This is a genomic window from Levilactobacillus acidifarinae DSM 19394 = JCM 15949, assembly GCF_001434835.1.
GTDB lineage: Bacteria > Bacillota > Bacilli > Lactobacillales > Lactobacillaceae > Levilactobacillus > Levilactobacillus acidifarinae.
Genome location: NZ_AZDV01000005.1, coordinates 33,543 through 54,275, shown reverse-complemented (window position 1 = coordinate 54,275; position 20,733 = coordinate 33,543). Strand labels below are relative to the sequence as shown.

Genomic DNA, 20,733 nt, shown 5'->3' with positions numbered 1-20,733 from the left:
GTTTAATCTTTTAAACGATAGCGTTAGTTTACCGGAATTCAAATGATTTCGCAAGCAAACGGTTTTGGGGGCTGGTGAATCGGGGCACTTTAAAGTGCCTTCTTTTTTTCTGCGCGTAAGCCGGTAGACTAAGGGTCAAGGAGGTGGCTGATGACCAACGATCCAATTGGCTTACGGGTGGTCCGCACCCTGATCACGTGTCCCGCCCAGTGGCGGATTCTCTTGAGTTTGACCACGAGCCCGCAAAGCGGTTGGGCTCTGTGGCGTCAGCTACCACTCAAGGATCGTCGCTGTGGGATTCGTGCGTGCTGGCACCTGTGGCGACAACACCTGATTGTGTTTCACGTGGAACAATGGGCCTGGCAACTTTCCCCAATTGGGGAGAGCCTGCGCCCCGTCTTACAACAAATTTTGACCTGTCAACGGGAGGAACCGAAATGACTTATACATTCATGCAACCTTATACGTTTAACAACGGCCTGACGCTAAAGAACCGGTTGGCGATGTCGCCAACGACGACCATGTCGAGCTTCTACGATGGCCACGTGACCAACGACGAAATTGATTTTTACGGGGCGCGGGCCGGGGGCTTAGGCCTGATTATCGGTGAAGTGGCGAACGTGATCGCCAGTGGCAAGGGCTTTGAGGGGGAACTCTCCATTGCCAACGATAGCGATATTCCGGGCTTAACGGCGTTGGCACACGCGATGAAGCAAAACGGCACTAAGGCGGTCTTACAAATTTTCCACGCCGGGCGCAAATCCAACGATTCGATCTTACGCGGCCAACAACCGGTCAGCGCGAGTGCGGTGACGGCGGCCTTTCCCGCCGATTCACAGGAGCCCCGGGCGTTAAGTGCCGACGAAATCGACGAGATCATCACCGCCTTTGGCGCGGCTACGCGGCGGGCCATTGCGGCCGGTTTTGATGGTGTAGAGCTGCACGGCGCCAACACCTACCTGTTGCAGCAGTTCTTTTCCCCGAACTCGAATCAACGGACCGATAAGTGGGGCAGCGACCGGATGGCCTTCGCCAAGGCCGTAATTGCCAGTGCCCACGCGGCAATCGACCAATACGCCGACCGGCCGTTTCTGTTAGGCTACCGAATTTCGCCGGAAGAAATCGAAACGCCAGGGATTCGTTTGGCCGACTCGTTGGCGTTTGTCGACATGTTGGGGGATTCCGTGGTGGATTACGTCCACGTGTCGATGGGGTCGGCGCACCGGACGTCGCTCAACGACAAGACCGATCACGAACCGATTCTGACCAAGATCAGTCGGCAATTAGCCGGCCGCAAACCGCTGATGGGCGTGGGTTCCGTGGAGACGCCGCAGGATGCCGAGGCGGTCTTAGGGCTGGGGACTGACCTGGTAGCGATGGGACGAGAATTGATTCGCGAACCACTTTGGGTCCAAAAGGTCGCGGCCGGTGACGAGGCCAGCTTGCGTTACCAATTATCGCCGAGTGCCATGGACGAGTTAAAGATTCCCCGGGCCATGCAGGACTATTTGCGGGGGGCCTTCTATTCGGTGATGCACTTTACCGATGACCCGGCGACCGCGCAAAACTATCAGAACCAGGCAGCCCCGATGGAAGGGTTCGAAAAGAAGATGTAGGCGTGAGCGCTGAAATTTAGGTTTGCCGTGCCGGGCGTGAAAGCGGTATCCTTAAGGCATGATGTAAAGTTAAGGAGGCCGTGACATGTATCAGGCAGACGAACACCGCTACCAACAGATGGTGTATAACCGGGTGGGGGATAGCGGATTAAAATTATCGGCGATTGGGTTAGGCTTATGGAATAACTTCGGGAGTGTCGATCCCTTCGACACGCAGGTGAGAATGATCCATCAGGCCTTTGATCTGGGGATTACCTACTTCGACTTGGCCAACAACTACGGTCCCGAACCGGGGAGCGCGGAAGCCAACTTTGGTCGAATCATGGCCGGCGACATGCACGCCTACCGCGACCAACTAGTCATCGCCAGCAAGGCCGGTTACGTGATGTGGCCGGGACCTTACGGCAACTGGGGCTCGCGGAAGAGCATCATTGCCAGTGCGAACCAAAGCTTACAACGAACGGGCCTGGATTACTTCGATATCTTTTATAGTCACCGGCCGGACCCGAATACGGCCATCGAAGAAACTGCGCTAGCCCTCGATCAACTGGTGCGACAAGGAAAGGCGTTGTACGTCGGCATTTCGAACTATAGTGGTGCGCAAACGGCCGCGATTACGGCGATCTTTAACGACCTGCACACGCCGTTTATCATTCACCAGCCGCGCTATAATATGTTCAACCGTGACGTGGAGCACGACCTCTTCCCGGTCTTGAAACGCGAGCACAAGGCGGCGGTCGGTTTTAGCTCCCTGTCACAAGGCCTGCTGACGGATAAGTACCTGAACGGGATTCCCGCGGATTCCCGGGCTAAGAAGGGGACGATTCCGTTCTTGAACCCGACACAGGTCGACCAAACGTTAAAGACGGTCGAGCAGTTGAACGTGTTGGCCCAAAATCGGGGACAAAGCCTGGCACAGATGGCACTAGCCTGGAACTTACGGGTACCGGAAATCGCCAGTGTCCTGATTGGCGCTAGCCGGCCCGAGCAAATCGTCAACAACGTTCAGGCGCTACAGCACTTGGACTTCACGGACGACGAATTGGCCGCTATCGATCAGATTCTTGCGCAACAGGGGGACATCTCCTGGGGAGCGCACTAATTCAAACAACCTAAAAGACGGTCACCACAGCGTGTTGTGTGGTGACCGTCTTTTTATTTATTAATAATTAAAATTCACTAATTATTAATAACAAATACTAAGCGATATTATCGGTCGGTTCCGGTTGGGGTAAATCGGTGGGCACGTAGGTGTCGGGTTTGCCCTGTGTCAAAACCTCTTGGTAGTGGGCCACCTTGGTGTTGATGGTGGCTAGGTGTTGTTGCATGGCGGCTAATTCTTGAACGGTGCGTTCTTGTTGGGTCTTCATCATCTGGTAACGTTCGGGAATCGTGGCGTCCCCCTGTTGAACCAGATCCAAGTAGTGTTGAATCCGCTCGAGGGGCATGCCCGTATTACGGAAACACATAATCAGACGCAACCATTCGATGTCGATGTCGTGAAAGACCCGGTTGTTGTTAGCATCACGCTCCACGAAGGGCAACATGCCGTGGTCGTGGTAGTAGCGAATACTATAGGTTGAAAGGTTTAATTTTTCGGCAACCTCATGAATGCTATAGGACAATTAAATTCCTCCTCAAATAATCATTAGGCGACTCAGTTAATTAACGCTATCTTACGCGACCAAATCCGTGACCGCAAGCCTAAAAACCCGTAAATTAAGGGCGAGGTCCCGTGTCCTAAAATTAACGGGCAAAATGGTTGCGTGACCGGTGTCGACTTGGTAGGATGAATTTATAGATTGAGTACAACTTAATTGTTAACCATCAATTTAGGGAGGCCACAACATGGCAAAGCAAGCGTATCAATATGACGTCTTATATCTGGGAAGCGGTCACGGCACGTTCGACGGGGCGATCCCGTTGGCGCAAAAGGGCGTTAAAGTGGGGGTCATCGAAGCCGATAAGGTCGGAGGTACCTGTCCGAACCGGGGCTGTAACGCCAAGATTTCGTTGGACGCGCCGGTGGCGTTACAACGGCAACTGGCGGCTTTAAATCCGGTCTTGACCGGGCAAACGCACTTAAACTGGGACGCGAACTTGGCGCATAAGGGTGACGTGATTAACGGATTACCGGACATGATTGAGGGCCTGTTGACCGGGAGCGGGGTCGACCTAATCCACGGGTACGGTCGTTTAGTAGACGCCCACACGATTCGCGTGGGGCAACAGACCTACACCGCCGATCAGATGGTGATTGCCACGGGTCTTCATCCCCACCGGTTAGCTATTCCGGGCGGGGAATTTCTCCACGACAGTACCGATTTTCTGGACCTGCCCACCATGCCGAAGCGGCTGGTAGTGATTGGGGGCGGCTACATTGCCCTGGAGCTGGCCACCATCGCCAACGCGGCGGGGAGTGACGTGACCGTCGTTCTGCACGGCGACCAAGCTTTGCGGGCCTTCCACCAACCGTACGTCGAACAGGTGCTGAGCGACCTGCAACGTCACGGCGTAACGATTGTCCGGAATACCACGATCACGCAGGTGACGCACGCGGCGACCGATTACGTGCTGACCACGGACGCCAGCGACACGTTAACGGCCGATTGGATTCTGGACGCGACCGGCCGGGAACCGAATACGGCCGATCTGGGCTTAGAAACGGTGGGCGTGACGGTTAACGCTAACGGCATCGAGGTTAACGATCATCTGCAGACCAGTGTGCCCAACATCTACGCGTCCGGCGACGTGATTGATAAAACGCAACCGCGGTTGACGCCAACGGCGATTTTTGAATCGACGTACTTGATGCACTTATTTGCCGGGGAAACGACGGCGGCCATCGACTACCCGCCAATCCCGACGGTGGTCTTTACCTCACCGCGGTTGGCCCAAGTTGGCGTGACGGTCGCTCAGGCCCAAGCGGCCCCCGCGACCTACACGCTGACTACACAACACGTCCCGGACGACTGGTACCGCCAGGTCGGGCAGGAAACTAGCGGCGACAATACGCTGATTTTTGACCAGGATCACCATTTAGTGGGCGCCACGGAAGTCAGTGCCCAAGCCGACAACGTTATTAACACGCTACTGCCGGCCATTACCTTTAAGTATGGTGAACACGAAATTGAACGGCTGGTTCCCCTGTTCCCGACGATTGGGGCGGCGGCCTGGGGTCAGTTATAAGTCAGTTAAATCAAATTTTAAATCGCGTCCTTCCATATAGGAGGGGCGTTTTTTGTCTGGGGTGGGCTCGTCCGTTGGCTTGACAGATAGTGAGCAAGCCCTTATTGTTAGCCAATGAGCATTTGTACTTTGTTACTCAATTCAAATCTCTCAAGGTGCAGGTGATTGGATGACTCACGCAGAACGGTGGAAAACAACTTTCTGTCTTTACTTTAATTATTTAATTCATGGTATGGCCATCGTGATCTTAGCGCAGAATATGCTGGCGCTGAGTCGGACTTGGCACGTCGACATGGCGGGCGTTTCGCTGGTCATCTCGTCACTGGGAATCGGACGGCTATTGGTGTTGTATCTTGCCGGTTCGCTGTCCGACCGCTGGGGCCGCCGGATTTTTGTGAAAATTGGTATTTTAACGTACATGGGCTTTTTTATCGGGATTTTAATCTCCCCCAACATTTACGTGGCGTACTTTTTTGGAATCCTAGCGGGGATGGCTAATTCGTTTCTGGATTCTGGTACCTACCCGGCCCTGATGGAGTTGTATCCGCAACACCAGGCGACGGCCAACATCATGATCAAGGCCTTCGCTTCGATTGGCGAACTGATTTTACCCCTGTTAGTGGCGGGCTTGGAAGGGGCTCATCTGTGGTACGGTTGGTCGTTTGTCATTTGTGCGGTAGGCATGGCCGTAAGTTTCATGGCCGTGCGGCACCGGCAGTTCGCCCAACCCGGGAAGGTCACGGCAACGGAGACGGCCGTGGCGCCAACATCCCGGATGACGACGGCCCACAAACGCATCTTGGCGGTTACGTTGACCCTGTTTGGTTACGTGTCGATGGCGACCTTCTATCTCATCAGCCAGTGGTTAACGGAATATGGCAGTCGGGTGGTTCATTTGACTATGATGCATGCGCGCATGCTGGTCAGTATCTACAGCATTGGGTCGATTTTCGGGGTGGTCGTCACCGCAATTCTGGTCGAACGGTGGTTACAACCGGTCTGGTTCATGTTGCTGGATACGGTGGTTTCGTTAGTCGCCTTAGTGTTGATGGCGGCGGTCCCGACGCAAACGATGATGCGGCTAGGTGCCTTTCTGATTGGCTGTTTTGCGGCCGGTGGGGTCATGCAGATTGGCTTGACCATCATGGGCAACGTTTTCCCGCAGGCCAAGGGAAAGATTACGGGAATCTATTACACGGCCAGTGGCCTGGCTTCGTTTACGATTCCCGTCATTACGGCGGTGATCTCGCAACACAGCGTGCGTAATTTGATGTGGTTTGATGCGGGACTCGCGGTTGTGGGTGTTTTGTGTAGTTTAATCACGGTGACGGTTTATCGCCAAGAGCGAATTGATGAGTCAGTCGTTTCCCCGTTAGGCGAAATTAGTGAAGAATAAAGTAATTATAATAGCGGGAGTTCACCATCGTAGTGAACTCCCGCTATTTTTTCTAAGCTAATTTTGGTTAAATTAATTGCTGTGGTTGAGTGAAGTGCTGCCAACAATACTGTCGAACAAATTCTTGAAATCGTTGAACGGACGGGGCCATAAAGCGATTGGGTTGCGTGATGAGGTAGAGATCGTGTTCCAGTTGGTTATCTTCAAGATGTCGAATGGTAACTGTTTGGGGATCAAGTTGGGGAAGATTAGGAATCAGAGCGATACCCATGCCATGCTGCACGAAACCGACCATGGTGTAGTCCTCCTCAACTTGAAACTTAATATTAGGTTTCAGATGCTTTTGAGCTAAAATCTTTTCAATCAAGGGGCGGAGTCCGCTATTTTGAGAGAACATGATGAGCGGTTCATCTTTAAGGTCTTGGAGGTATAAATGCGGCTTTTGAGCCAGCGGATGATTATTGGGAATGGCAGCGACGATTTCCTGTTGAACGACCGGATAGAAGTTAAATAGACGTTCCGTATCCTGGTCGTGAAGTTGATCGACCCGGGATGCCATGACTAGATCGTATTTTTCGGCGTTCAGGTCGTCTAATAAATCAGCAGAGTTACTTTGGCCGAGGCTGAAGGTCACTTGTTGATTGCCGTCCTGTTGGGAGAAATTCTGAAGAAGCTCAGGGACTAACCGTTGACCGAGCGTGTAGGTAAATCCTAAGTTGATATGCCCCGTCTTGGGATTAATTAGTTGGCTCAGTAATTCGTCACCTTGGTCTAAACTGTTCAGAGCAACCGTGACGTATTTGAGATAAGTTTCACCAAGGTTGGTTAAACGAATGTTCCGACCGTCCGGTTCAAACAAGGGAACCTGCAACTCATCCTCTAACTTTTTAATGGCATAGCTTAACGAAGGCTGGCTAATCCCTAAATTTTCTGCTGCTTGTGACATATGTTGGGTCCGGGCTAACTCTTTGAAAAAAATCAAATGACGCAGGTTCATCTTGTTCAACTCCGATCAATTCATAAATAAATTCTATCGATATATTAATTTATTATTATTTATTATGATAGATCATCATGCTAAGATTGCAAGTGAATTGAGTAACATTGATTATCTGAAACAGCCAAAAAACAATTTAGGAGTGATGATTTATGACTGAACGAATCGACGGACATACTTTACTGATTGGACTTATGGCTTATCCTATTCGGCATTCAATGTCGCCAACTATGCATAACAATGCATTTGCCAAGTTAGGCTTAAACTTTGCCTATCTTGCTTTCGAAATCACAAATGATACATTACCGGCTGCGGTTCAATCCATCCGGACGTTAGACATGCGGGGTTCCAACATTTCCATGCCTAATAAACAAAAGATTTTGCCATTATTAGATAAATTAGATCCAGTTGCTAAGATGGTCGGCGCCGTAAATACGGTGGTTAACGACAACGGTGTTTTAACCGGTTACACGACTGACGGAACTGGGTTTATGAAGGCTTTAGCCGACGAAAACTTAGATATCCGCGGCGAAAAGATGACGATTGCGGGTGCCGGTGGTGCCGGGACGGCAATTGAAATTCAGGCCGCTTACGATGGTGTGAAGGAAATGTCCATCTTCAATATTCATGACCAAACTTGGGAAAATGCGGAACGTAACGTTAAAATCATTAATGAACAGACGGACTGCAAAGCCCAATTGTTCGATTTAGCTGATCAAGATGCCTTTAAGCGTGAAATCGCGGATTCTGCCATCTACTGTGACTCGACCGGTGTTGGCATGAAGCCACTCGAAGGCAAGTCCTTGGTAAACGATCCCTCGTTCTTCCATAAAGACATGATCGTCTTCGATACGGTTTACGCCCCACGGACCACTAAGTTGATGGAAGTGGCGCAAGAAGCTGGCGTTGAACACGTCTTCAACGGGTTAGGGATGATGCTTGAACAAGGTGCCGAAGCCTTTAAGTTATGGACCGGCAAGGAAATGCCCGTTGATTACATTCGAGACTTATTATTTGACCAAGACGACCAAAAATAAAGGACGCCATGAGTCTTTAAATAAAGGAGTTTTGTGACGTGGAAGCTAAAGAGCAGAACGTCGTCGAAGCGAAACGAGGTCACGCCTCGTTAGCGACGGCCATTTATATCAACTATGCGATTCTAAGTATCGCGCAGATTTTGATTTCACAGTACAGTTCCCGGTTCCAGGCCATGTGGTCGACTGACCTCCGCGGAATTTCCACAGTTATCTCTATGATGGGAATTGGGCGGATCATCACGATTCTATTTGCCGGTGATTTCTCCGACCGGTTTGGCCGTAAGCCGGTATTGATTACAGGAATGGTGGCAAATTTCGTCTTCTTGGTGGGCCTGATATTCAGTACAAATATGTTGATGGCCGCCATTTTCTCCCTGTTCTTAGGGTTTGCCAATTCATTTGATGATGCGGCGGCTTATCCAGCCTTATCCGAAGCATTTCCGACTAAGTCGGCTAGCATGAGTTCGCTGGTCAAAGCGGCGATGTCGTTGGCTCAATTTGTCTTACCATTTGTTGTTGCAACGATTCCTAACGCAACCGTGACGTTGGTTATCTTATCGGTCATCATTTTGATTGACGTGGTGATGATCTTTGTCTCTAAGTTTGCACCTCAAAATACAAATGAAGCACCAACTGAAGAGGCTTCAAGTGACGCGGCAACTGCGGAAGCGACAACACAAACCACAGGTGTTCATTTACCTAAAATGAAAATTGATGGTATTAGTTTAATCGCTTTAGGATTCACCATTTCATTTACTTTCTATGTTTATACGCAATATATTCCTAACTTTGGGAGTTCAGTATTAGGGTTGAGTGAGGTAGCGGCGAAGTCCCTGATGTCCTGGTATGCCATCTTCTCATTGATTTCCGTGTTTATTACAACGGTACTGGTGACGAAGTTAAAACCTATCTTTCTGGTCATTCTTTATCCGTTGATTTCGGTGGTCTTCTTGGTCCTAATGGTGATGTTCCCAAGCGTCATTATGGCCAAAGTAACCAGTGCTGTGATTGGTTTCTTTGCCGCTGGTGGGGTTTGGCAACTTGGCCTGGCTGTGTTAACGCAGTACTTCCCACAAAAGAAGGGGAAAGTAACTGGTTACTACAGTTTTGCGGCCGCAATGACTTATTTTGTGGGGCCGTTTGTATCAAGTTTTATCATTAATTCAACGGCTAGCAGTGTTTTGGAAGTCTTCTGGATTGATATCGCGGTGACCGTCGTTGGGGTCTTACTTGCGACCTTTGTCCAACTTCGCAATCAGAAATACAAATTTAATTAGTTATTTAATGAGAGGAGTCGTTTACTGTGCAAGCGACTAGCGTTAAATTACGCAACATTGAACTCGGTACCGGTCGGCCTAAGTTGGCCGTGCCCGTGACCGGGAAAACCGAACAAGCCATCTTGGACCAAGCTAAGGCGGTCAAGGCCGCCCAACCCGACGTCGTGGAATGGCGGATTGACTACTTCGAAGGCGTCACCGACGCCGCGAAGTTAACCGCCATGGGGCAAAAGCTCCGCACGGCCTTAGGCGATTTGGCTTTACTGACCACCTTCCGGACGGCCGGTGAAGGCGGTGAATTGGCCTTAAGCGATGCCGATTACTTTGGCATTTGCCAGACCGTTGTTGACGGTGGCTTTACCGACGCCTTGGACGTGGAACGCTATCACGCCGAAGACGCCGTCCGCCAAGCCGTCAACGCCGCGCACGCTCAAAACGTGGTGGTTATCATGAGTAACCACGACTTTGACAAGACGCCCGCGCAGACCGACATTATTCGCCGGCTCAGTGAGATGGTAGCGGTCGGCGCCGACGTGGCCAAGATTGCGGTCATGCCGCACACCACCGAAGACGTTTTGACGTTACTCACGGCCACCAACCAGGCCCGGCAGACATTGAGCCAACCGCTGATCACCATGGCGATGGGCGACCTGGGAAAGGTCTCCCGGTTAGCCGGCGAGGTCTTTGGATCCAGCCTAACCTTCGCAACGGTCGGTGCGGCTTCGGCGCCCGGGCAGATCTCGTTAGACCACCTCAAGGGTGAACTCGACGATTTGAAATTAAACTAAGGAGGCGACGATGATGGTCGCTTTAGCGCACAAGAAGTATGTTTCTCAATTTGCGATGATGGGCACCGTCATCTCGCTGACATTGTTCGACAATAAACCCGCTCTGGTAGAGCGGGTTTATGATTACCTGCAAACCATGACCAACGTGTTATCCGCTAACGACGAGCACTCGACGCTAGGGCGGATCAACCAACAAGCCGGGATTGCCCCGGTCGCCGTGGACGCGACGACCTTCGCCTTCATTCAACGGGCCCTGGCGGCAACACGGCAGTATCAGGATAGCTTTAACGTCCTGATTGGGCCGTTGGTCAAGCTGTGGAAGATCGGCTTTGGCGGTCAAACCGTGCCGGCGAAGAGCGCCATTGCGACCAGCTTGCAGCGAATGAATCCGGACGACGTGGTGCTCGATGCCACCCGGCACACCGTGTTCCTCACCAAACGGGGCATGCAGCTGGACCTGGGCGCCATCGCCAAGGGCTACTTCGCCGATCGGGTCAAAGCTCAGCTCCAAGCCGCCGGTGTCACTAGCGGCATCATCGATCTGGGTGGCAACGTTCAAACCTGGGGAGACAATCCGTTGACGCCGGACGGCCGGTGGCACATTGGGATTCAAGATCCCGACGAGGCACGCGGTGAGGCCCTGTTGACGGTGGTCACCCCCGCGCAAAGCTTCGTGACCTCCGGCGTGCGGGAACGCTACTTTCAACGTAACGGGCGCACCTATCACCACATCTTAGATCCGCAAACCGGTTACCCGGTGCGCAACGATCTGTTGCAGGTCACCATTATGACCGAAAATTCAGAATTAGCAGAAGTCTTATCAACCGTTTCATTTTTCAAGGGCCCCCAAGCCGGGCAAACCTTAATTGAACAGCTCCCCGGCGTCGACGCCATCTTTGTGCGCGACAACGGGGCGGTTGAATTGACCAGTGGCTTAGCGCCACAGACGAAGGGAGTCTATCAAAATGTCAGATGAAAACAAGCAAATTACCGGCCAAGCAATGGGCCACAACGGGATCATCAGTTACGAAGTCGACGTTGACGATAACCAAGTGAAGGACTTAAAGATCCTCCAACATTCCGAAACGTCCGGCATCTTTAACCAAGTGATCGACAAGCTCAAGCAACGGATCATCGACGGGCAGTCCTTTGACGTCGACGCCATCAGTGGCGCCACCGTCATGACCCAGGCCTTGCTGGACTCCGCCAAGGATGCGGTGGCTCAGGCCGATGTCAAGTTGACGCCGGTGCCACAGACCAACACGGCTCACGAAACCAAGACCCTCAAAACCGATGTCCTGATTATCGGTGGGGGCGAAGCGGGCTTAGTTGCCGGCTGCCGGGCCTTAACGTTAGGCCAGAAGGTCACCTTAGTCGAAAAGAACGGCTACTTGGGTGGCGCGACCATCTTGAACGGGTCCAACGTGACCGGGACTGGTTCTAACGTTGCCGCTAAGCTCTTTGGCCGGGGAACCGACAGTCCCGACCAATTGGCCCAAGACGTGGCCCGCGAAAGCAAGCACTCTAACGATCCTGAGCTGACCGATTTAATGGTCCACAACATCGGGCCGGCCATCGATTTCGTGAGTGACTTTGCCGGGTTGGCCTACCAAAAGGCCCAGACCCAAACGGTGGAACATTCCGTGGAACGGCAGATCGAATTACCGACGGCTAGCAGCTACGAATTCATCCAGAAGGTGTCGCAAGCCTTCACCGATCACGGGGGTGAAATCATCCTGGGCGCCCGGGTCGAACAATTGATCCGCAACCAAAAGGGTGAGGTCAACGGGGCCGTTGCCGAAGCCCAAAACGCCACGTTAAACATCAAGGCGCGTTCGGTGGTCTTAGCCGCCGGCGGCCACGGGGCCAACACCAAGATGCGCGGTGCCGAAAGCAAGGGGATCGACTACTACGGTCCGATGACTTCGACCGGCGATGCCTACAGCTTTAACGGTGACCTGAATTTGAAGACCCGTAACCTGGACTGGTACAAGGTTTACCCACACGGGGTCGAAGTGGAACCCGGCATTGCCAAGTTAACTACCTACGCTTCCAAGAAGGCCACCGACATGGGCGCCATCTACGTCAACACCCAGGGGAACCGGATCGTTGATGAATCCAGCGCCTACACTAACTTCCGGGATGCCATCTTGGCCCAACCGGATAAGGTTGCCTTCATGTTGATGGACGAACGGACCTGGAAACAGGTTTACGACCTGTTGATCCTGCACGACTTTACCGCCAAGGAAATCAAAAAGTTCTTCGACGACAAGGACAAGCTCCCAATCTTCACCAAGGGGTCGTTAACTGACGTGGCTCAAGCTGCTGGGGTCGATCCCGACCAGTTAGCCAAGACCGTGGCGACCTACCAAGCCGACGTCAAGGCGGGCAAGGATTCACAATTCGGCCGCGATGCCGAGTACCTCCACGCCTACGAAGGTGACACCTACTACCTGGTTGAACAACGGGGCCGGTTCGCCACGACCTTAGGGGGTTACGTGACCGACCGGAAGACCTTAGAGTTACTGGATACCCAGGACCAACCGGTGGCCAACTACTACGGCGCCGGGGAAATTATCGGCGGGGCCAATGGTCACGATTCGATGCCAAGTATGATGAATACCTGGGGCATTTCCTCCGGTTACGTGGCCGGGGCGCAAGCCAGTCAAAACGCGGACCAACGCAAGGCGGCCGGCGACGATGATACCAGTATCGTGGCGTTAGTCGGCACCAACGCGTCGAAGTCCTACAACCGGAAGTTGCTGCACAGCATGCAACACCTCTTCGGTAAGGAAGTCGATTTCGAAGTGTGTGAAATTAAGGACTTACCGATGTTTAACGAAGACCTGGCGGCCGACGAACCAGCCGCTGTGAAGGCCTTAGCGGCGAAGGTTGCCGCGGCCGATGGGGTGGTCATCGGGGTGCCCGAATACGACCACGCCGTTCCCGCTTCGTTGAAGAGTGCTTTAGAGTGGCTCTCCAGCGTGGAACATCCGTTTACGGATAAGGCCGTCATGATCGTCGGCACGTCACTGGGCATTCAAGGCACGGTGCGGGCCCAAATGAACCTGCGCCAGATTCTGGATGCACCGGGCGTCAACGCCAAGGTGTTGCCCGGTAACGAATTCATGTTGCCGCAAGCCAGCAATAAGTTCGACGACCACGACCACCTGACCGACGCGAACAGCGAGAACTTCTTGAAGTCTTGCTTCGACAAGTTCTTGGCGTTCATCAAGCAGGACGACGCCGACAAAGTTACGGCTTAAACCGATCTAACTTAAAGTGAATTTGAAAGTGGGAACTGTTGCGACGTGAGCACAGTTCCTTTTTCAATCTGAAAGGGTGACAAAATTGGCAACACGACAACGCTGGTTGACCACGATCAGCCTCTACGTCAACTACATCGTTTACGGCATGGCCATCGTGATTCTGGCTCAAAATATGGCCAGTCTGGGTCATCAATGGCACGTGGACACGGCCGAAGTGTCCTACGTCATCTCATCGTTAGGGATTGGCCATCTATTGGTTCTGTACGTGGCCGGGGTGCTTTCCGACCGCTGGGGCCGCAAGTTATTCGTGAACCTGGGGATTCTGACCTACCTGCCCTTCTTCATCGGCATCGTGTTCTGCCGGTCGACCACGATGGCCTACGTCTTGGGCGTTTTGGCGGGAATGGCCAATTCGTTTTTAGATGCCGGGACCTACCCAACGTTAATGGAACTTCACCCGCGGCACGAGGCTTCCGCGAACATCTTGATCAAGGCTTTCTCGTCCGTCGGAGAACTCTCCTTGCCACTGATTGTGGCGGCGCTTGACGGGGCTCGCGGCTGGTATGGCTGGTCGTTTATGCTGGGCGCGGTCATTCTGATCGCCAACCTAATCTTTCTCCAGTGGCGGCAGTTTCCGGCTCGGCAACGGGCCACGACAGCTACGGTGGCCCAGGTGGCGAAGCCGGTGCGTTGGCGGACGACGCAGGCCGTCATCTTAACGATCTTCGGGTACGTGGGGATGGCGACGTTCTACCTGATCAGTCAGTGGCTGACTGAATACGGCACGGACGTGGTCCATCTCAGCCTGTTACGCTCGCGGCTACTGGTCAGTGTGTACAGTGCCGGGTCGATCCTGGGAGTCCTGTTGACGGCGTTAGTGGTCAACCGGTGGCTCAAGCCAACCTGGTTCATGTTGGTGGATACGGTGGTGTCGTTACTGGCGTTGATCGCCATGGCGGCCGTGCCGGTGTTTGGCGTGATGTTCGTCGGCTCGCTGATTATTGGCATTTCGGCGACGGGGGGCGTTTTACAGATCGGGTTAACCCTGATGAGTGACCTCTACCCAGCGCATAAGGGCCGCGTTTTAGGAATCTACTACACGGCCAGCGGTCTGGCGTCGTTTACGATTCCGCTAGTCACCGGGGGCTTAGCCAAGACTAGCATTCACCAGATCATGTGGTTTGACGTGGGCGTGGCGGTCCTGGGCGTGCTCTGCGCCGTCGCCATCCTGATGTTGAAACGGGCACCTCAGTCGGTCGGCCAATTGGTGGACGACTAGCTATTCCCTAATCGAGTGATAAGCGTTTTACTTGTGTTCAATTAGTTTGTTCGGTATGCTAAACCTAAATTTAGATGGGAGTGTTGGAACATGGCAACCAAAACGTTTACGGTAGAAGAACTCAGTCACTTTGACGGGCAGAACGGGCAACCGGCTTACGTGGCCATCGATGGGAACGTGTACGATATGACCAACGTGGACGCTTGGCAGGGCGGCCAACACCACGGCAACGTGGCCGGAAAAAACCTCTCCGCGGCCATTCTGAAGTCTCCCCACGGCAAGGGTGTTTTGAACAAGCTCCCCTTAGTCGGTCAATTAACGGAATAGGGCGCTAGTCATGACGGAAACGAATCCTTACTGTCATAAGGGGATGGCCTGTCACGACGGGTGTGGGTGTTCAGACGCGGACGGTATCTGTCGCTGCGGCATGCTGACCGACACCAAGTGCTACTGTGACGGCGAATGTTCAGCCAAACCAGAAGCTCCAGCGAAAGCCACTAAAAAATAATTACGATTCGATATAAAAAGCAGCGGGCCACCCGAATGGGTAGTCCGCTGCTTTGCGTCTAACGCGTTATTTAGCAATGTAAGTCAGTTTGAAGTCATAAGGTACACCGGCAGGGTTGTAAACGACGTTCTTGACGTTCTTCCGGAGCAGTTGTGATTGCGCTTGTTGGTACAGTGGAATCGTCCCTTGGTCGTTCATCAAGACCTTTTCGGCGGCGACTAATTTGGCCCACCGCTTAGTTGGTTGGTTCCCGTCTTGGTTTTCGGATTCGTCCAGCAACTGGTCATACTGGCTGTTCTTCCAGCCCGTGGTGTTGTAGCTGGAGTTACTTTCGAAGACGTCCAAGAAGTTGATCGGGTCGGCGAACACGGATTGCCAACCGCTAAAGGTCAGTTCGTAATTGCCGTTGTTTTGTTGGGTGATCAGTTGAACGAAAGGTACCGTCTTGATGCTGATCTTGACGCCCGGTAATTTCTCCAGAGCGCTCTGAACAAATTCAGCAACTTGCTTGCTGGAGTCGGTGTCGGACACGGATAACGTGGCGTTGATCGACTTGGTGCCGGATTCCTTGTACCCCTTGGCTAAGAGTTGCTTAGCCTTCTTCAGGTTGTAGGAAACGGCGGAGTTCACGCTGGCTTCTTGGTTAAAGGCTTCCCCGGTCTTGGGGTTGTTGCCCATGCCGGCCGGCACGAAGCCCTTGGAGGCCACGGAACCGTCTTGTAAGACGTCCTTGACCAGTTGGTTCCGGTCGATGGCTGCGGAGAAGGCTTTGCGGACGTTGACGTTCTTGAAAGCTTTGACCTTCTTTTCGTTCAAGTCTAGGCGTTGTGAGCCCGTTGGTAGGCGCTTGACGAAGTTTTCGTTGTTCTTGTTGTTCTTGACCTGTTGGCCGTTAAGCAACGTTTCGTCGGTCTTCTTCGAGTTGAAGAGGTTGTAGCTGGTCGTGGTACTTTCGGTGACCTGTTCGTTGATCTTGGTCAAATGCACCGCGGATTTATCCCAGTAGGTGGCGTTCTTCGCCAACGTCCAGGACTTGCTGGTCCCGTTCCACTTGGTCAAACGGAATGGCCCGTTGTAGACCGTCTTGTCAGCCGTGGTCCCGTAAGCCTTGCCGTACTTGTCGACGGCCTTTTGATTGACCGGGTAGAAGAGGGGCCAGGCTAATAATTTCTTGAAGTAGGAAACGGGCTTGGTCAGATTAACGGTCAACTTGTAGTTGCCATCGGCCTTGATCCCTAACGAACTCAACGGCTTCTTGCCCTTGTTGACGGCTTCGGCGTTCTTGACCTGGTAGAGGTAAAAGGCGTCTTGCGAAGCGGTCTTCGGGGCTAACGTGCGTTGCCAGGAATAAACGAAATCTTTGGCCGTGACGGGTTGGCCGTTGGACCACTTGGCATTTTTACGCAGGTTGAAGGTGTAGGTCTTGCCGCCGTTAGTGACCTTGGTGCTGGTGGCTAAGGCGTTCTTGGGAGTGCCGGCTTTGTTCAAGCGGTACAGGCCTTCTTGGGTGTTCTGTAAGACCGTGAAACTCAAAGTATCGGTGGCCTTTGGAATGTCGTTAGCGGCTAATTCCGAGCTGACGGTCCAGTTTAATTCTTGCTTGGCCGCGTATTTGGCGGTGCCGCCGTTACTGCTGGACTTGGCCCCACAACCAGCCAGCGTGAGTAATGCGAGTGTTGATAATCCTAAATAAATTCCCTTATGTTGCATGAACGCCATCTCCTCTAGAAAACTAAAAAAATCGTCCTTATGTCTGATTACATAAGGACGATTACTCGCGGTACCACCTAATTTCATGTTGAACTCACATTCAACATCTCCGTAACTTCTGTTGCCAAAAGTCGGTGGCGTTAACGGGCCACGAGTCGAAATGGCGGCTTGCACCGCACATTCTGCCAGCCAGGCTCATCTTCGTCGTTAAGTTGTAAGTCACCTTCTCAGCTACCGGTGATCTCTTTGCTTAGCGGAAACGACTACTCTTCCTGGCGTTGCTTTAGTTATCTGCTCTTCTAATGTGTCTCTAACAATAGTCGGAGGAACCGGGTTTGTCAACCGGAAAATTCTAATTTTTTGATGTAAAAGTAGCGCTTAATGGGGATATATAAGGAAAAGACGGTGACAAAAAATTATGAGAGAAACTTAATAAAGTTTGCAGGTGTAACTACCAATGGGCTAATGGAATAAGCTGAGTCGGCCGAAAGGGGAAAAACTGGTCAAATGATCGCTTAATGATTATTAATAATTAATTTAGGAACAAAAAAGCAGCCCCATGATAGGGACTGCTCATTCAAATCAGATTAATGTACTAATTTATCCCACAGCACCACATCACCGGTCTGTAACGACTGAGGAACGTTGATGATGCGTTGATTGGAACTGCCTCGGAATTGCAGGCTGAGATCCTTTTCGGTTTCTAAGAAGCGCCCGTCGACTAAAATGTCGATCAGCGATAAAAGTTTAAGTTTATCGTCGGAGTCCTTTAACAGTTCGTCCCAGTAATATCCCGACCAGGACCAGATATCCTTGGTGTGGCCGAATTCTTGCCGGACGCGTTCACACAGACGGATGGCGACCTGGGTGTTGAGGAAAGGTTCGCCGCCCAGTAACGTCAAGCCTTGTACGTAGTCTTGACTTAAATCTTCAATGATTTGGTCTTCCAAGTCCTGCGAGTAGGGCTGGCCGTAGTGGAAGTTTTGCGCTGCAACGTTGTAGCACCCCGGGCAGTGGAACGGGCAGCCGCTGAGGTACAGACTGCAGCGAACCCCTTCACCATCGACGAAGTTAAAGGCCTTGTAGTCCGCGACGTACTGTTCACTTAGATTCGCGGCTTGCCATTCTTTGGGCATCGGATTGTTTGGCTTTTTCGTAGGTTGCGGCATGTTTGATCATCTCCGGAGACATATTTTTGCGACGGGACGCGATTTCTACGTGCCGTCCGTGAACCATCGGCCGTTGTTGGGGGTTTCCCAAGTAGCCACAGGTTCGCTTGACCACGTCACAGAACTTCGGGTCGTGGTTGCCGCATTGTGGGCAGACGAATCCGCGGGCCGTTGCCGTGAATTCGCCCTTGAACCCACACTTAAAGCATTGATCGATCGCCGTGTTGGTTCCCAGGTAACCCACGTGGTCGTAAGCCCAGTCCCAGACGGCTTCGAGCGCCTTAGGGTTTTGCCGTAAATTAGGGTATTCACAGTAGTGGATAAACCCACCAGAAGCGTACTTCGGGTAGACTTCTTCCAGACCCAATTTATCAAACGGCGTGGGGTGTTTACGGACGTCGTAGTGGAAGCTGTTGGTGTAGTATTCCTTGTCCGTGATGTCGGCGATACGACCAAACTTGGCGATATCGTCGCGACAGAAGGTGTCGGTCAGTGATTCAGCCGGCGTGGAGTAGAGGCTGTAGTGGTAGCCACTCTCCTGGGCCCAAGCGTTGCACTTATCGCGCATGACCCGGACCACCTTTTCGCCAAAGGCCCGGGCGTCGGGATTGGTTTCCCAGTCGGGGCCAAAGAAGGTGGTGCAGACCTCGTAGATGCCGATGTAACCCAGTGAAATCGTGGCCCGTTGGTTCTTAAACAGCTCGTCGACCGAGTCGCCGGCCTGGAGCCGTTTGCCAAACGCCCCGTACATGTACAACAACGGGGCATTTTCTGGTCGGGCCTGTTTGGTTCGTTCGATCCGGTAGGCTAAGGCCTGGTGGCAGGTCGCCATGCGTTCCTCGAAGATTTCCCAGAAGAGTCGTTGGTCACCGTTGGCGGCCAGGGCGATCCGCGGGAGGTTGACCGTGACCACGCCCAGGTTCATCCGCCCGGAATTGACCTCCTGACCGTTTTCGTCGCGCCACCCTTGAAGGAAGGACCGACACCCCATGGGCGTTTTGAAGCTCCCGGTGAGTTCCTTGATCTTGTCGTACATCAACAGGTCGGGGTACATCCGCTTGGTGGAGCATTCAATGGCGAGCTCCTTGATGTCGTAGTTGGGGTCGGTGGGGGCCAGGTTCAGCCCACGTTTCAGGGTAAAAATCAGTTTGGGGAAGATGGCCGTGCGGTGTTCACGACCGAGTCCCTTGATCCGGATCTCTAGGATTGACTTTTGGATGGCCCGTTCGATCCAACTGGTCCCCAGACCGAAATTAACCGTGGTAAACGGCGTTTGACCCTGAGAGGAGTACAGCGTATTGATTTCGTATTCGAGCGCCTGCATGGCGTCGTAGATGTCCTTTTTGGTCTTGCTACGCGCATAGTCGTCGCGCTTGTCGGCGGTGACCCATTTCTCAGCGTCAGCGAGGTGCTTCTGGTAGTTCTTAGCGGCGTAGGGCGCCAGAAGTTGGTCGACCCGGTTGGCCGAGCAGCCGCCGTATTGTAGGGAGGCCACGTTGGCGATGATCTGCGACATCTGGGCCGTGGCAGTTTGAATTGAGTTGGGGGTTTCGACTTCGGCGTTGCCGATCTTATAACCGTTGGCAAACATGCCATCGAAGTCGATCAGACAACAGTTGGTTTCCGGCGTGACCGGGGAGTAATCCAGGTCGTGCCAGTGAATGTCGCCGCGTAAGTGGGCCTTAGCCACCACGTCGGGGAGCATTTGCAGGCCTAACGCCCGGTTGGCTGCCCCGGCTTCCAGGTCGCGTTGGGTGTTGAAGACGTTACTATCCTTATTGGCGTTTTCGTGGACCACGCTATCGTCACGGTTGAAGAGCTTTTCGATGCGTGCTTGAACGTTGGTAGCCTCGGCGAACCGCCGCTGCTGGGTGGTGAACACGTCTTGATACTGCTTGGCCGCTGGTGCCAGACCAAGTTGTTCAAAAATCAACATGAGGGTGGCCCGTAGATCACGTGCGTCGATACTTTCGGCCGTCTGGTAGTGATCGACCAGGGCTTGTTTGACACTCTGCCGTTGATCGGCGTCGAGGTCTAATTTAGATAGGATAAAGTTTAATTTATAGGGATGAAATTTGGTCTGGGTGCCGCCCCGTTTGATGACCGGCAATGCCCGCAATTGGTCTAAAACATCCGTTGAAGTCGTCTGCATGAAATCCCCACTTTTCTCTAAAAATAACCGCAACCACACAAAAGATTGTGTGGTTGTGAGTTGCTAGTACTATATATGGTAGCCCATTTTAGAGACTTTGCCTATCGGGTTTGCCACAAAGCCGCGAGAATGGTTAAGGGTAAACGGCGGTTTAATCCATTTTCAGGGTAAAAAAAAGACGCGGGGCAAGCCCCGTCAGGACCGCGCTGCGAATTTGAAAATGGGGACGATTTGAGAAAGAATTTTCACGCGTTGAAAATACGACATTGACCAAACCAATGCCCCCCCGAGATGATTGAGGCGCAAAAAAACTCTCTGATACCGGTTGGGTGATCAGGGAGTCAAC

At 52.7% G+C, this 20,733-nt stretch carries 17 protein-coding genes; 12 read left to right on the top strand and 5 right to left on the bottom strand.

The genetic code is table 11. The annotated features are described in order from the left end of the window. The first annotated feature begins 150 nt into the window (after positions 1 to 150). The 3 genes from FD25_RS02555 to FD25_RS02545 all read left to right on the top strand — a co-directional run bounded on the left by FD25_RS02555 (position 151) and on the right by FD25_RS02545 (position 2,718). Complete coding sequence (locus tag FD25_RS02555; RefSeq protein ID WP_057801022.1) at positions 151 to 441, top strand: hypothetical protein; 291 nt, start codon at positions 151 to 153, stop codon at positions 439 to 441. Further along, complete coding sequence (locus FD25_RS02550) at positions 438 to 1,616, top strand: NADH-dependent flavin oxidoreductase (protein ID WP_057801021.1); 1,179 nt, start codon at positions 438 to 440, stop codon at positions 1,614 to 1,616. The genes FD25_RS02555 and FD25_RS02550 overlap by 4 nt, the downstream gene beginning before the upstream one ends. Positions 1,617 to 1,701: 85 nt before the next feature. Further along, entirely contained in the window at positions 1,702 to 2,718 is a 1,017-nt protein-coding gene (locus tag FD25_RS02545; protein WP_057801020.1) for an aldo/keto reductase, read from the top strand. Positions 2,719 to 2,815: 97 nt separating this feature from the next. Here FD25_RS02545 and FD25_RS02540 read toward each other — a convergent pair whose 3' ends face one another. Next, positions 2,816 to 3,241, bottom strand: a complete 426-nt coding sequence (locus tag FD25_RS02540) for a MerR family transcriptional regulator (protein ID WP_057801019.1) — start codon at positions 3,239 to 3,241, stop codon at positions 2,816 to 2,818. A 223-nt stretch (positions 3,242 to 3,464) separates the two neighbouring features. Here FD25_RS02540 and FD25_RS02535 point away from each other — a divergent pair, with 223 nt between their 5' ends. Beyond that, complete coding sequence (locus tag FD25_RS02535) at positions 3,465 to 4,805, top strand: dihydrolipoyl dehydrogenase family protein (RefSeq protein ID WP_057801018.1); 1,341 nt, start codon at positions 3,465 to 3,467, stop codon at positions 4,803 to 4,805. 169 nt (positions 4,806 to 4,974) lie between these two features. Then, on the top strand, positions 4,975 to 6,201 hold the full coding sequence (locus tag FD25_RS02530) for an MFS transporter (protein WP_057801017.1): 1,227 nt from the start codon (positions 4,975 to 4,977) through the stop codon (positions 6,199 to 6,201). 67 nt (positions 6,202 to 6,268) lie between these two features. Here the strand turns inward: FD25_RS02530 and FD25_RS02525 are convergent, their stop codons facing one another. After that, positions 6,269 to 7,198 (bottom strand): LysR family transcriptional regulator, encoded by a 930-nt coding sequence (locus tag FD25_RS02525; protein WP_057801016.1) that lies wholly within the window; start codon positions 7,196 to 7,198, stop codon positions 6,269 to 6,271. A gap of 152 nt (positions 7,199 to 7,350) precedes the next feature. Between FD25_RS02525 and FD25_RS02520 the strand changes: the two genes are divergently transcribed. From FD25_RS02520 to FD25_RS02490, 7 genes are all read left to right on the top strand, one after another. After that, positions 7,351 to 8,235 (top strand): shikimate dehydrogenase, encoded by an 885-nt coding sequence (locus FD25_RS02520; protein ID WP_057801015.1) that lies wholly within the window; start codon positions 7,351 to 7,353, stop codon positions 8,233 to 8,235. A 38-nt stretch (positions 8,236 to 8,273) separates the two neighbouring features. Next, positions 8,274 to 9,512: an MFS transporter gene (locus tag FD25_RS02515; RefSeq protein ID WP_057801014.1), complete on the top strand. Its 1,239-nt coding sequence runs from the start codon at positions 8,274 to 8,276 to the stop codon at positions 9,510 to 9,512. Between the two features lie 26 nt (positions 9,513 to 9,538). Further along, positions 9,539 to 10,300: a type I 3-dehydroquinate dehydratase gene (aroD, locus tag FD25_RS02510; RefSeq protein WP_057801013.1), complete on the top strand. Its 762-nt coding sequence runs from the start codon at positions 9,539 to 9,541 to the stop codon at positions 10,298 to 10,300. A gap of 13 nt (positions 10,301 to 10,313) precedes the next feature. After that, complete coding sequence (locus tag FD25_RS02505) at positions 10,314 to 11,276, top strand: FAD:protein FMN transferase (RefSeq protein ID WP_057801012.1); 963 nt, start codon at positions 10,314 to 10,316, stop codon at positions 11,274 to 11,276. Further along, positions 11,266 to 13,566, top strand: a complete 2,301-nt coding sequence (locus FD25_RS02500; protein ID WP_057801011.1) for an FAD-dependent oxidoreductase — start codon at positions 11,266 to 11,268, stop codon at positions 13,564 to 13,566. Before FD25_RS02505 ends, FD25_RS02500 begins: the two co-directional genes overlap by 11 nt. 85 nt (positions 13,567 to 13,651) lie before the next feature. Beyond that, the gene (locus tag FD25_RS02495; protein ID WP_057801010.1) at positions 13,652 to 14,848 is read left to right on the top strand and encodes an MFS transporter; all 1,197 of its coding nucleotides are present in this window, start codon (positions 13,652 to 13,654) and stop codon (positions 14,846 to 14,848) included. 90 nt (positions 14,849 to 14,938) lie between these two features. Next, a complete protein-coding gene (locus FD25_RS02490; protein WP_057801009.1) occupies positions 14,939 to 15,175 on the top strand; it encodes a cytochrome b5 domain-containing protein in 237 nt (78 codons plus the stop codon). Positions 15,176 to 15,422: 247 nt separating this feature from the next. Here FD25_RS02490 and FD25_RS02485 read toward each other — a convergent pair whose 3' ends face one another. From FD25_RS02485 to nrdD, 3 genes are all read right to left on the bottom strand, one after another. After that, a complete protein-coding gene (locus FD25_RS02485) occupies positions 15,423 to 17,066 on the bottom strand; it encodes a peptide ABC transporter substrate-binding protein (RefSeq protein WP_057801008.1) in 1,644 nt (547 codons plus the stop codon). Between the two features lie 587 nt (positions 17,067 to 17,653). Then, a complete protein-coding gene (gene nrdG / locus FD25_RS02480; protein WP_057801007.1) occupies positions 17,654 to 18,235 on the bottom strand; it encodes an anaerobic ribonucleoside-triphosphate reductase activating protein in 582 nt (193 codons plus the stop codon). Continuing rightward, positions 18,168 to 20,387 carry an anaerobic ribonucleoside-triphosphate reductase gene (nrdD, locus tag FD25_RS02475; protein ID WP_057801006.1) on the bottom strand — a complete coding sequence of 740 codons (2,220 nt, stop codon included), beginning with the start codon at positions 20,385 to 20,387 and terminating at the stop codon, positions 18,168 to 18,170. The genes nrdG and nrdD overlap by 68 nt, the downstream gene beginning before the upstream one ends. Positions 20,388 to 20,733 lie beyond the last annotated feature (346 nt).